Annotated in this window: 9 protein-coding genes; all 9 read left to right on the forward strand. The window is 38.6% G+C overall.

What is annotated here, in order from left to right; translation table 11 throughout:
• Positions 1 to 318: 318 nt before the first annotated feature.
• Positions 319 to 1308 (forward strand): hypothetical protein, encoded by a 990-nt coding sequence (locus D0T56_RS15435; RefSeq protein WP_163321068.1) that lies wholly within the window; start codon positions 319 to 321, stop codon positions 1306 to 1308.
• A 232-nt stretch (positions 1309 to 1540) separates the two neighbouring features.
• Positions 1541 to 2866, forward strand: coding sequence for a PKD domain-containing protein (locus D0T56_RS15440; protein ID WP_163321069.1), 1326 nt, complete (start codon positions 1541 to 1543; stop codon positions 2864 to 2866).
• Positions 2859 to 4568: a hypothetical protein gene (locus D0T56_RS15445; RefSeq protein WP_163321070.1), complete on the forward strand. Its 1710-nt coding sequence runs from the start codon at positions 2859 to 2861 to the stop codon at positions 4566 to 4568. Before D0T56_RS15440 ends, D0T56_RS15445 begins: the two co-directional genes overlap by 8 nt.
• Before the next feature lie 403 nt (positions 4569 to 4971).
• The gene (locus tag D0T56_RS15450; protein ID WP_163321071.1) at positions 4972 to 6393 is read left to right on the forward strand and encodes a hypothetical protein; all 1422 of its coding nucleotides are present in this window, start codon (positions 4972 to 4974) and stop codon (positions 6391 to 6393) included.
• Between the two features lie 52 nt (positions 6394 to 6445).
• Positions 6446 to 6904 (forward strand): hypothetical protein, encoded by a 459-nt coding sequence (locus D0T56_RS15455; protein ID WP_163321072.1) that lies wholly within the window; start codon positions 6446 to 6448, stop codon positions 6902 to 6904.
• Between the two features lie 15 nt (positions 6905 to 6919).
• Positions 6920 to 8464 (forward strand): hypothetical protein, encoded by a 1545-nt coding sequence (locus D0T56_RS15460; RefSeq protein WP_163321073.1) that lies wholly within the window; start codon positions 6920 to 6922, stop codon positions 8462 to 8464.
• A 16-nt stretch (positions 8465 to 8480) separates the two neighbouring features.
• Positions 8481 to 11945 (forward strand): hypothetical protein, encoded by a 3465-nt coding sequence (locus D0T56_RS15465; RefSeq protein WP_163321074.1) that lies wholly within the window; start codon positions 8481 to 8483, stop codon positions 11943 to 11945.
• A 90-nt stretch (positions 11946 to 12035) separates the two neighbouring features.
• On the forward strand, positions 12036 to 12770 hold the full coding sequence (locus D0T56_RS15470) for a hypothetical protein (protein WP_163321075.1): 735 nt from the start codon (positions 12036 to 12038) through the stop codon (positions 12768 to 12770).
• A gap of 8 nt (positions 12771 to 12778) precedes the next feature.
• The gene (locus D0T56_RS15475) at positions 12779 to 14392 is read left to right on the forward strand and encodes a hypothetical protein (RefSeq protein ID WP_163321076.1); all 1614 of its coding nucleotides are present in this window, start codon (positions 12779 to 12781) and stop codon (positions 14390 to 14392) included.
• The last annotated feature ends 17 nt before the right edge of the window (positions 14393 to 14409 follow it).

The following is a 14409-nucleotide window of genomic DNA, read 5'->3' on the forward strand; positions in this document are numbered from 1 at the left end:
TGGTTTTGACGATTTAGTCATGATTATTGCTTGCGGTCTGCATAATTTTAGAATTGCAAATTCATTGATTTTTAATCATATATAGTTTTATTGAATATAATGTCTAATGAAGAAGATAAATTATGAAAATAACAATATTAATTTTATTCAATCTATTATTTTGTTTTTTGCTTCTAGCCAAGAAAAAAAAGAACGGGAGAAAGTGAAGGATTCCGAATAATTATATTGCTCCGGTGCAGGTCACGAACGACATAATCCTGAGCATACCAGTGTGTGTGCAGAGCAGTATAATTATTAAACTAAAAATATAAGAACAGAATGAAACGATTTACAATATTATTAATTTTATTAGTTTATGCAAATTACATTATTTCTCAAAATTTGCCATACAATGTTGTAAATAGAATAAGATCTCAATTTGAATCTCGGTGGGAATATTTTCGTATGTTAAAAGACCCCACTATACCCAATGAGGTAAAATATAAATCTAATGGAGGTTGGATGGTTCCCAATTTATTACCTGATGTGTTTGTCCACAATTATATACCTATTATAAAAATTACACCTCTTCCATATGGTTCTTATGGAAACACAACAGTTAGCTTCAATGGTGATTTCTATATTATAGAAAAGGGGGATGGCTTAACCGGCAGAAATACCCGTCCTTGGGATAAGACATTGACAGACACAATGCATGTGGATGTCAACAATAGTCTTTTTCCTTATGACAATCTGTTTTTAGTCTATTACTCTTCACGAGAAGATAAATGTTATTTTCTTGCAGGTAATGTAATGTGGGCAGACTATCGAGAATTTAAGATTAGTAAATATGTCGATTTCTATGGATACCTTCGAGGTGTACAGTTTGGTGTACGCAATGTTTTTATATTTGACCCCAAATTTTCATCTGCCATCAGAGAGGCCAGACCCGAATATCCCGATTATGAATACACAAAAGCAAATGAATCTTTGCTCAAATTCGGACCTTTACTTATCGGAGCCCCCAAAGGTAGGGAAGATGAACTGATTGAGTTTATATATTACAGCGATTTTCCCGAAAAGACAGGGGATGAACAAGGCGTATTTTATGAGATGCGTTATATCGTGCCAACTAATATAGAATCAATCACAGAGCGTAGGATGGAGAAGCGCAAAATGTCGGAAGAGGAAACGGCAAGGGTATTTGCACCAGATAGTCCTCTACGGTTCTATATAGATATGATTCATCCAAGAGACTTTGTTAAGGAAAAATATCGCCGATTGGAAGAAGAAAAAAAAGAACGGGAGAAAGTGGAAAAGAATGAGTAAGAAAACAAAAAGCAATCTTTAAAGTAAAATGCTTTTTCTGCTTCCACTATTGATATGGCTGTTGACGGTAATGTTCCATCTAAATTGAACAACGAATCTAATGAGATATATCTCTATCCGAAATGTATAAATCGTATAGAACGAATGAATTAGACCGTCCGTACACAATTGAAACCGTTGAATAGAAAGGCAATCCATTAAAGGCATTGCAGTAAACAAACTTTATAAACAAATGAAAAAACTACTATACATATTAGCTATACTACTATTCTGTTCCTGTCATCAGGAGCAGACAATACCTGTGGAGATAGACGTCGCCTTACACATGAGCGACAACTATACCTCTCCCCTTTCTGTCGCCATAGAGAATAAAACAAGAAGTGCAAGCAATTTCCTTTGGACATTCGACGGAGGAGAACCCGCCACATCTACCAAGAGAGAGCCGGGTACAGTCGTTTTTACCACTCCCGGCGAACACACCATCACTCTGGAAGCATGGAACGATGGCGATCGCACTTCCAAAACATACACCGTGAGAGTCGATAATGTTGTCTCAGCAGCTTTCACGGCTACCGAAGAAGTAAATAATTATGCTCCGGCAAGGTTCGTTATTGAAAATCAGTCAACAGGAGCGACCTCCTACCTATGGACTTTTGAAGGAGCTGAACCTGCTACTTTTGAAGGCGAACACCCTCCGGTCGTAACATATAAAGATCCGGGAACATACACCCTCCGGCTGGTTGCCGGCAATGGAAGTGCCATCTTCACAGCAGAACAGACGATTGAAGTAAGAGAGGCTTTGTATGCCGATTTCGCAATCGTTCCTTCACCGGAAGACGAGGACGATATGGAAGCACCTCTCAGGGCAACTTTCGAGACAGAACTTATTGGCGTGGAATCATTGCGATGGGAGTGTGTGGGTGCAACAATTTCCAACCCAACCTCTGCCGATGCAGAGATATTATTCCCCTCAGCAGGAGATTACAGCGTTAAGTTGACAGTAACCAACAATAAACAGACAAAAACGGTAGAACGGAATATAACAATATCGGAAAATACAAACCTGCGGACACATGCGAATATCAGGTTGGGTATCAATACCGCTCAGGACATAGCTGTTTTCTATTCCACCAAACTGCGTAGGGCAATCAGTAATGCAGAGCTGGACAAGTACGGTTCTATGGTTGATATCGCTTTCTTCGGGTTGAACGCTCAGTTCTCATATAACAGGTTTGTCTCACCAGTTGCTTTGGCAGATACACCATTGAAAGGTATTGAAAATGCACAGAAAACCAAGTTTATCAATCGGACAGAGCTTGGCAGTATCTTCCTATCCGTCGATGATTTCAATCGGATGACTACCGATGCCTTACTCAAAAATATACCAATAAAAGAAGCGATTTACGGAGATGAAGCCTTTGATAATGTAGTGCTTCCGCGTGTGGCGTTATTTGAGACAGAGGATAAACGAAAAGGCGCTATACTGATCAAGGATATGGTTAGTGATGGTCGAAACTCATATATAACGATAGACATTAAGATTCAAAAGAATGATTAGAAAAACTCTACCGGCACTTTTCTTGCTGATCTGCACAATAAGTATAAATGCACAAAGCTTCAATGTTGAAGACATTAAAAATATGTTTGGAAAAGGGAAGCCTCTGAAACTGACAGGTGGTTTTTCGGCTAATTCCGTCGTAAATGCAGGCAATGGAGCTTCGGGGCGTGACCCTTTCACCTATTATCTGAATGGAAATATCAACCTTAACCTGTACGGACAAATAAACTTGCCTTTCTCGTTCAACCTTACCAATTCGGGCACATCCTACAAACTGCCATCCAGTCCCAACCGATTGAGTATCCATCCTTCTTACAAATGGATTACAGGGCATATTGGAGATGTGTCTATGGTTTTCTCACCTTATACCCTCAACGGGCACATGTTTACGGGGGTGGGTGTAGAACTTGCTCCGGATGGTTGGGAGTTTGCCGCCATGTACGGACGTTTGCAGAAGGCGGTGGAATACGACGAAGCCCAACCGGCTTTTCTTCCTACCTATAAGCGTATGGCATACGGAGTGAAAGCCGCAAAAATCAGTGAGAATTATCAGATATCGGTAAATATGCTCAGTGCCAAAGACAAGGCTTCATCCTTGACATTTGCCCCCGATAGTTTGGGAGTTACACCAATGGAAAATTTGGCCGGAAGTGTCTCTATCCTGTATAAGCCTGTTAAGTTTATTGAAATAAGCGGAGAATATGGTTTAAGCCTCTTGACAACAGACATACGCTCGCTTGATGAAAATCGCAGCGGAGTGTTAGGCCTGTGGTCGGGCAGCAATATGTCGTCGGTTTACTATCAGGCTTTCAAGGCACAACTGAATTATGTGGGGGAAACCAATCGTTTCGGTATAGGTTATGAACGTATCGACCCCGGCTACCGAACACTGGGAGCCTATTATTTCACAAATGATCTGGAAAACATCACGGTGAATGCTTACCAATCTTTTTGGAAAAATAAAATGAGTGTAAGTTTAAGTCTCGGTTATGAACACGACGATCTGGATAAGAACAAGGCGAACGCATCTTCAAGAGTAGTAGGTTCGGCCAATATAACAGCTTCTCTTAGCGAACGTGTAAACGCAAACCTTAGTTATACCAACTTTCAGACCTATACTAATGTGCGTTCCAATTTTGAATTGATTAATCAGGAGAACAGCCTTGATAGATTAGACACTCTAAATTTTGTCCAATTGAGCCAGTCAACCAACCTAAACCTGAATATTGTCACCCGAAAGAGTGAAGTCCAGCTTCATAATCTGAATATTAATCTCTCTTATCAGGATGCGGCTAATAAACAGGGTGGAGTTTACCATACAGGTAGTGTGACCGAGATGATAAATGCCGCAGGTTCCTATTCGTGGACATTCCTCAAATCGGGACTGACCCTAAACGGTGCATTGAATCTGAACAATAGCAAGATACTCAACGGAAACACGCTTACATGGGGCCCTACACTGGGTGTATCGAGCCGTCTGTTCAAGAAGAAAGTAAATCTTTCGGGATCACTGTCATACAACACAGGTAGTTTGGAGGGAGAAAAGCAAAACGAGGTGTTTATGGCACGGCTCAACAGCAGTTATTCTCCCATACAAAGGCATAATATAACTCTGGCCTATAATTTTCAGTGGCGTTCGGTAAAGAACAGGCCTACGACGAATACCTCGTTGGTAACCGTGGGATATGCGATGAGTTTTTAAGAGGTAGATAGCTTGAGATGTATACTGATAGCGATACATCCTCCGGATATCAAGGAATGGTTCAAATCGATTCGCCTTTTCTCTAGCCTATGAAATTTATTCTTTAACTTCTGCAACAAGGGTATTTTTAATTTCGATATTGAAGATTTAAACAGCCTCTAAGTAGATGAAACTGAAATCAGAATCACTTACCGGTAAAGCTGCCATGTTCAGTTGAACAATGTTTTTTCGGAGAATTCATTGTTTGAATATTAACGATTGTATGTTAGTATTATTTAAAATCAAAAAAAAAAATTACATTTGTACTTCGGATAAAATTGGAGAATCTTGACTCTCTTTATTAAGAAGTCAATTAATTTAAAATGTAATATTCATCATTGTAGTTTCATAAACTTTAACAACTATGAGAAATAAGCTTTTCATTTCATGTCTATTGGTTCTTTTTACTTTAGGGTGTAGCAATAATATACAAAAAGATTTTGACCAAGCACTTGAGATTGCCGTTAGAAATGACGATGTGAAAGATGCTCAATGGAAGAACTTGTTGGAAAAATTAGATATTGCTCAAAAGAATGGAACAGTTCTTGTTCAAAAAGTAAAAACTAAAGAAGACCTTATCAACTACATTTGGGATAATTATCCTAATATAAATGGAAGTACAGTAGATCTGATCCGGAAAGTTGTAAAAATAGATACGATTAATATATATCTTGAAAATTCGAGCAGCATGGCGGGATATTTTCCTGTTGGAGGAAATTTGAAATTCACTGCACCAATAATAGATATGTATAATTTAGGAACAGAAAAAACGGCTATCCAAACTTACTACATAGGCAATGGGTTGACCCAAGTAGATCCTATCCGTTTTCGAAAAGATTTATCAGACGGAAGAGTTTCTGTAGGAAAAAGTTCCCCTTTGGCCGATATTTTCGAGAAAATAATAGAAGATTTGGGTAAAGATCAGGTTTCGTTCCTCATCACTGATGCTATAATGAGCGGAACAAATGAAGAGGTTGCCCGCAACAAAGAGTATAACTACATTCATCGTCCCGAACTGAGACAAACAATAAGAGAAACATTCCAGAAAGCACGCGAAAAAGGGCTTTCGCTTGTTGTTTATCGTTTTCAATCGTCTTTCAATGGGGTATATTACGACTATCGCAATAGTACCGAAAAAAGAAATATAGAAAATCGACCTTTCTTCATTTTTGCATTGGGCAATCCCGAAAACCTGAATTTGATAATGAAAAATGCAAGGATGGAAAAAGAATTTAAGCCTACTCATCAGTTGCTTATAGGTATATATATATCACCTGTAACCTCATTCAAGTTTAAATCCGTCAAAGGAGTCGAATATATTGCCAATCAGCCACAACAGCTAATCAGTTATAAATCAAAACCGACAAAAATGGCAGAGATAGGCTTGCGTGTAGATTTGGCAAATTTGCCCGGCTATATGCAAAATCTTGCTTATTTGAACAAAAATCTGCGCTTATCCACTATTGACCATAGCAGTAAGAAAGCTATAAATTGTAATGAATATATCGATTCAGTGGAGGAGATAAATGCAACTACAGGTGAATATCAAATAAATATCTTGTTGCCAATGGACTATTTGGTGACAATACCCAACTCTCTCACAGTAACTCTTATCAGTGAACCAAACACTTGGTATGAAGAATTATCGCTTGAGAAAGACGATAAAGAAAACTTTGAAGAAAATAAAACCTTTGCATTGAATTATATGATAGAGGGGATGTTGATGGGTTTGGGTGAGACAGAATTGCCGAATGCCATAGACTTTACTGTCAAAATAAAACAATAGCATTCCATTCTTTGCAACATCACTTTCGATTACTTAATAAAACACTAATTATATGGACTTTTTATACTTTCTACTGAAAGATTCGCCTTGGGTAAGCGGTGAGTCGTGGGATATGCCGCACAGTTTGTGGTATGAGAGCAACAACGGTTTTGCATTGGGCATTATTCTTGCCATTGCTATATCATTGGTTGTGTGCTCCGTTTATTACCAATTATTTCCCCGAATATTCAAAAATATACCAATGAGCAGGCTTAATTGGTTGCTGTTCTTGGTTATAAACATTGTCGTAGTACTGTTCTCTTGCTTCTTTGTGGCTAAATCCGGGATCATCGATTATGCAACAGCCAACGGCTATATTGATGAGGCTCCAGCCATGCTAAATGTATTAACCAGTGGAACTCTGGATATGTGGATGTTTGGCATACAAAATGCAATTTACTCCATCGTGTTGTTCTTTGCATTATCTTTTATCTGCCGGTTGAAGTCGCGTGGATTTAATATTCCTTTCTAATTTATCTAACATAATATGGCTAAGATATATACAATATTTATAGGGGGATCGGGTGCTCGGGTTTTGCGTTCGTTGATGATGCTGCTTGCCTCAGGAGTGAAACCCTCGGTATGCGATGAAATAGTGCCGATAATGATAGATTATGACAAAGAGAACGCCGACTTGGTGAGGGCTCTAGATGCACTGGAAACTTACAGGGAAATACACCGGTCGGCATATAAGAACGACCTTGATGAAGATCTTTCAGGATTTTTCTCGACAAAAGTATCATCCGTAGGTGAGGTTGGAGCTTCAAAGGGATCTTTCTTTGTTACTATTCCTGGTGGTGAAAAAACATTTGCCAACAAGATCGGCTTTGAAGATATGGACAACTTGTCGAAAAAATTCCTGACCACAATTTACAGTGATTGGAACGATAAGAGCCGTGAAGACTGGCAAAACGGACAGGTGGACATGAACGAACTGAACCTGAATATAAAGAAAGGTTTTAAAGGAAATCCGAATATCGGAAGCGCTATTTTTAACGAGGTGTTGGACACTGACATTATGCGGAACTATCTGAACAGTGTGAGTGCTAACGATCGTGTTTTTGTAGTGGGTTCTATATTTGGCGGTACAGGAGCTACCGGCATTCCGCAGATTGTGAATCGTTGTCGTGATTTGGGCGGAGCCGTAAAAAAAGTGCCGGTGGGGTTGAATATGATATTGCCATACTTCGACCTGAAAGAAGATAGCAGTAAAGATTCTAACAGTACTATTGATCCCAAAACGTTCTACTCTAAAACGAAAGCGTCGTTGTACTACTACGAGTCGGCTATCAACAAAAAGGTACAGGAAATATACTATATAGGATTGTCGGGTACCGAAAAAATTGAAAATAATGATGGGGGAGAAGGACAAAAAAATGAGGCTCATGTGGTTGACTTGTTATCGGCAATGAGTATTATAGAGTTTGGTTCACGCCCCGAAATATCTATGGATAATGATTCTCCCGACTGTTATATATATAATTCACAGGAAGATTCTAACTATACATTGAATGTCTTTGCCGGTGATGAGATTCAAATGCTGAAACGCTACCTATACCCGTTTAAAGGATTTGGATACTTTTGGAATCATTACCGTTCTAATATTTTGTCTAATTCGAAGGGTAAATCGGCAGACGATTCTTCCGGTTTGTTTGGTAGTGCAAAAGTATATTATAAGTATTGTTTCAAAGACGACCTTAACGATTCGTTCCGGGCATTCAAGAGTAATTTAGAAAATTTCTTGTTTATGAAGAATCTGGAAGAATTTGATTTCTCTTACGAGTCGTGGTTGAGAGAACTAAGTGCGATGGGATTTTCTCCATTCTATTTGGATGATAAACACGATTATACCTCAATGGTAAAAACAGGAAGTAACTCTATCACCGGTAACACCAAAGATAATTTGATTGCCCGATACGACAAGAATGCGGAAGAACGAATGAAAAAAGACAAGGAAAAAAAGGCATCCAAACAATCGGTATTTATCAATATTGTATCTGACGCATGTCTTGAACTAGCAAGTAAAAAATAAAAGAAGGACAAAGAATATGGGTAAATTCGTTATACATGAAGCAAATGCAGCAGGCGAGGTCGCTGGATTTGGTTGGGTAAATAACAATGCTACGTACAATTCGCCGGAAGTGATAAAGGATATCCCGGACAATAGCATCAGCAATAAAGGAAAGATAGGGACTTCTATACCAACACCTTTGGCTCGTATTGAGTTGTTCAATACGGCATACGATTTGCTTACTTCCAACAAAAAAATTGATATTAGTTACAAAAAAATAGTTTCGGAGAGTTTAGACCTTCTGCAATTTTTGTTCGAAAAAGGAGGTACCGGTGATATTAAAGTCGAATCGTGGGGAATCAGAGAAAAAATAAGGGAACTTGCCGATTCTAAGATCGAGGGCCATCGCATTTTGGCAGATGCACTTACTACGGCATTCGATATCCGGGGCGACAAAGAGGGTAACGATTATGGGCGTTTGGGGCGCATGTTCATATTCTCTTATAAAGGTATTACTTTGGGAGGGTATTCGCCTAAAACAATGACTTATACATCTCCCAATCTTTGGAATCACATCAAAAGTAGTGACTTCAGAGATGACTTTGTGAGTGAAGATGGACGGATGCTTTTTAATGCCGAAGAAGAAGTGCCTTTTCTGGTAAAAGAACGTAACGATATTTTTCGCAAATATCTTTTGTCGTTGGTTGGTTCGCTTGAAGATAATAGTTTCAGACGCTATATACTAGCAGTTACGGGAGAAAACAGAAATGCCGATATGGCTCGTAATCTCAACTCTATATTTATGCCGGTGGCAGGCACTGATGGTAAATTGTTTTTCAACAATTCGCCGGTCGATACCAGCAAAAGCGGCTTGAAGATGAAGGTAAACCCAGAAGTAAATTTTTATAAAAATTTGCCCGGTTATGAAGCCTTTTTGATGGAAGCTGATGATAGTGATGGAAAGAAAGATGTGCATCCTTCCGCTCCATTAGTTTTGTGCCAGAATGAAGGAACAGAATATATTTACCTGAAAGATAAGTGGAGTCATCTTACAGCTGTAGACCCATCTCGTCATTTGGGCATAGCGCAACGTAAACTGCCGATAAACGGCAAGCAAACACGATCAGAAAATGTATATCCGTTTGTTTATATCAACGACTTTCTTGAAGAAGCCATTGTCAATCTAGACTATGACATAAACGATAAAAAGTTCGCTACTTGCACTAAAGAATATGTGCAAACCAAAAAAGATTGTGCCCGCTATCTGTTGCCTGTTCGCAAAGAATATTTCTTGTTTTTTACGATGGAAGATCTGAAAAAACAGATGGTGGTGGAAGAATTGTATAAAAACGAAGAAATAAAGGTAACACTCAATATACCAATCAACGGAAATGCAGGCAAAGATTGCTTTATTCCGTTTGTTCGCACATACAAGAAAGATAGTGAATATCCGGTTATTAAGTATCAAACAGATAGCCGTTCAATGATGGATCTTTCCATTTTTCCGTCTTATCGTGTGGTTGAAGATGAGAACAAAACAATATGGGACGAGCCTAAAAATCAGTATGAAGTGCAGTTTACTGAATTTACATCAGCCAACTCGCCCCGTGTGCAGAACCTTTCGTTCTATCCGTTCAAATCAATAGCACAAGATAAGCCTATCGATGTTTCTCCAAAGGAGAGAACAAATGATGCAGCCCGGTCGCTCTATTACGATTTGAATAATATAGGACTGGAAATCAATCAAGAGTTGGAGAAGAAATCTTATAGTTTCGATCTGATAGAACTTACTTTCGACAACACAGGCTACAAAACTTTGATTATTCCTAATTGGGGTAAAGATATAGAATTAGGGTCAAGTAATAAGGACTTTATATTTGGAGTTGACTTCGGAACATCCAATACGCATATCGCCTATTCATCAAAGGGAGGTGCGGATCCGCAGCCATTGGTTATAGAAGATCAAATGATGACTTTGCCGCAGAATATAGAGCACGTTTCCGAGCTGACCATAAATCGCTTCTCACGAGAGTTTGTACCTGAAAAGGTAGAATATCCGGTGAAAACGGCATCTCTAGAAGGCAAGAGTTACAATGCGGGCGATCATCTGTTTTCAGGTATCAATATCGGGTATATGATTGAGGATGAAATGATGGATTATAACGAGCAGGTGTATCATTATCAGACCGATTTGAAATGGGCATATCAACAAAAGGCAGGAGATTTGAAGGCTAAAAGCCGTGTGGAAGCGTATTGTATGCAGACAATCTGGATGATACGTAACAAACTGTTAATGAATGAAACAGTGCAATGCCGCTTGCTCTACTTCACTCCATCATGTATGGTTGATAATCAGAAGATATTATTCCATAATGCATGGAAGACGGCCGTAGATACACTCTTGAGAGGGTTTAGCCGCAATACGATAGAGATGAATGATATTGATGAGGCTGTAGCCCCATATTATGCATTAGTTACCGGAAATTCTGCCGATGTTACTGAAACCGACAATATACTGAATATTGATATAGGTGGCGGTACTACCGATATTTTCTACTTTAAATGTCGGGGAAGTATTGACAATCTGGGGTATATTTCATCAATAATGTTTGCAGGAAATGATATTTGGGGTAATGGAGCAAGGAACAGCAATGGGGTAAGCAATGGCATTGTAAAGCATGCGCTTAATTTGTTGGGACAAAATCCACCGGCAGGCTTCGAAGATTTGATTAAGAACTGTGTCAAAAATTCGTCGGACGATGCTTCCAGCATACTTTTCAAATATGATAAACGCTTGGGATATACCAATATATTAGCTCATAATAATAGTATATGTAATATCCTTCTGGTACATTATGCATCTATCATATATTATGTATGCGACTTGCTGAAGAAATATGAGCTGGATATTCCCGATTGCATCTCATTTACGGGTAAAGGGAGTGAATATATCCGTCTGTTTGCTCAAAGCACCGACAGGATAGAGAAGATCACACGTGCCTTGATGCTTTCGTTTCTTGGCGATAAACATCAGGACAGAATAAGCAATCTGACTATAAAGCGCACCGAAAAGCCAAAAGAATTGACCGCTAATGGCGGAGTCTTGCGTGATCAGATTACAGGTAGTGGAGTGTTCAAAATGTTTGCCGATAATCCGATATTCACAGTTGGTACCGGTAACCAAAAGGAACAGAGCTATAAAAATAAAGACATTGCCGAAAGCGAACTGCGTACTTTGGTTACAAATAATTTCAGTAAATTTATAGATATCTTATATGATAGCCAACACCTGCAAAAAGCACTGTCGGGTTCTGGAGTCACATTCATCGAAGATGGTAAATTTACTAAGGATGAATGGAAACGATGTGGCCAGAGAAGTTACGATCAAGCTCTTAACGGTTATTTGACTGCAAATGGCAGACGGGCGGAAGGTTTTGTAGATTCGTCGATTTTCTTCCTCACCCTGAAGGATACAATATATCAAATGTCGCAATATATATAAAACAAAAAATGATTAAGGCGGAAGCATGATTATCCGGAATTCCGAAATAATCATGTCCGTTTTTTAATCATGCCTTAATTAATTCAGTATATGAAAAATAAATTAGGACTTAGCTTTGCTACACTTTTTTGTTCACTTTGTGTTTTTGCTCAAGGGGCAGAAGGAGGACAATCAAACGAAATCATTAAAGTAGGATCGAATAACACATTTGTTTTTGTAACATTGGCTGTTGTAGGAGCAATACTTTTAGCCGGATTAGCGGTCGTGTATATACTATTGTCTAAAAAATATGATAAACTGCGATATAAATTGTCTCAGTTGGAAAAAGAGGTGGATGACAATGATCTTTCGAGTGATATAAAGAAATTGAAAACACAAATAAAAGTTTTGGAAGAAAAATTAGAAGGATTACATCTTCTGCCACAACCCATATCCCGGCCAAAAGAAGAGAAAAAGGATGAAGAAACCGAGAGGATTATTGAGCAGCCAAAAGAAAAATCGGAAGCCAAAAAAGAAATTTTCTTCGCCAATTATCGCCCTCAGGACAAGTGCTTCAACCTGAGTAGTACAGAAAATGATGGATGGATGATCTGGGAAATTGAGAAACTGTCTTCAACCCAAGCATTATACAAATTGGCAGATGTGCAACCATCGGTGTATGGTGAGCAATGGGCTAAGATAAAAGATATTGTGAAATGTGCTGTTGCTCCATCGGGTACCATTATTGCGGCTCGTACCAAAAAGAGTGGTAAGCTGCTGAACAAAGGTGGCGAATGGGTGATAGATCCTGATAACATAGTGGAAATAGAATTTGTGTGTGAATAATATACATCATGGCTGATTTGTTTGATATAGAAAGTAATCTTGACAGTTACATCGCTCGGTATATTCGAAAAACACTGTTCAAAGACGGGATGGAATTCAATACTCAATTGAGAAAATTTGAACCTGTAAAGCCTGTCCCAACCAATGCTACCCTTAGGCAAATTGAAAACGAATGTTGTAATTTCTTCGGAATCGGAGCCGATGAGCGAACAACCAGAGTATTGGAACTCATCGAAAGGTTTCGCAAGCGGGTGCAGGAAACCACAAATTTCGAACCAGCGCAAGAGCCTAAACAAGGAAGTCTGGCTCCTAAAACAATACCAGTATTTCAGCATGTCTATCTCAAAGAAGGTGATGCCGGAGCCTATATCAGCTTGTTATGTATTGGGGAAGGACAGTTTAGGGTAGTAGATACCAACCGCAGTACATTGAAAGCGGGGGATATACTAGAGGCTATCACCACACCATGGAATGTGAATAGTAATTCGGGTTTTGAGTTCAATGTATATCGCGATGGTGAGAAATTTATCCCTAAGGAGTTGCCTAAGTCTATTCAATCTATTGGGTATCAGATAGATTATAAGTTTAAAACACAGCCTATAAATGGAATATGGTATTATCATGCCCCTGACATATACACCATAGTTGATACTAATATCAACGAGTTAGCAAATATAAAATCCAAGCCCCAATCATTCTCTAAAGCCTATGCGCTCAAGTTTATTGAAAATATAAAAAAGACAATAGATCAGGTTGATGAAATAACCAAGGTTTATAGTCTGCTTGTAGATTATAGCTGTAATCAGTGTAAAGTAAGTTCTTATGTTCTCAATCTCACAATAGAACTATTGGACAAGCAGTATAGACGCACTGCCACTCCTGTATTCTCCAGTTCCGATTGGCAATCAAATATTCCTGTAGAAATACAAGCCGCCATCAAAAAAAAGGAGAATGAGGAAAAACAAGCTTTGGTGGAAACGCTTCAAGCCGAATACTTGAGAAACCTGAAAGAAAAATTGCAACAAGGCAAATTCCTCCTCATATTCAAACGTTCGGGTTATTACAGTGAACAGTCCGAAACAGAGCTTAAAGAAATAAGTGACAAATTGGAAAGTTTGGCCGGTGAAGGTTTTGGAATAAAAAAATGGGCGGAGAGTGAGAAAAATAACTATCTGAAAAAATATTTGGTAAACAAGAAAGATAATATAATAGTAGGAGTAAAAGCTCTTTTCATATCATTTACGCTTATTTTTATGTCTGTGATTGTAATAAACACAGCTAACGGAATTTCAGCTTTCGATGAGAAATGCCGAATGGCAGAAGGCTTGATAGCAGAGAGCTTGTATGACGATGCCAAAGAAGCATATATTGATGCTTACAGTAGTTATTCGCCTCAGATGACATCATTTCTTGTTAAATCGAAATATGAATCGGGGTTGGAGGCTGTGACTTCGGCTATAGAAAACGATATAGAAAATACAATAGTTATTATCAAGGCTAGTCTGGACGCAGATAATGGAAAGTTTAAGGAGTCAACAGAAAAGGAATTGTTTCGCTTATTGGAATTAAATCCGGAGCATCCAGAGCTATTGGAATTGAAAGAAAAATGGATAAAGCAATAATTTTGCCTTTAAATTAA

The sequence above is a fragment of the Dysgonomonas sp. 520 genome (genome assembly GCF_010501095.1).
Classification (GTDB): domain Bacteria; phylum Bacteroidota; class Bacteroidia; order Bacteroidales; family Dysgonomonadaceae; genus QVMP01.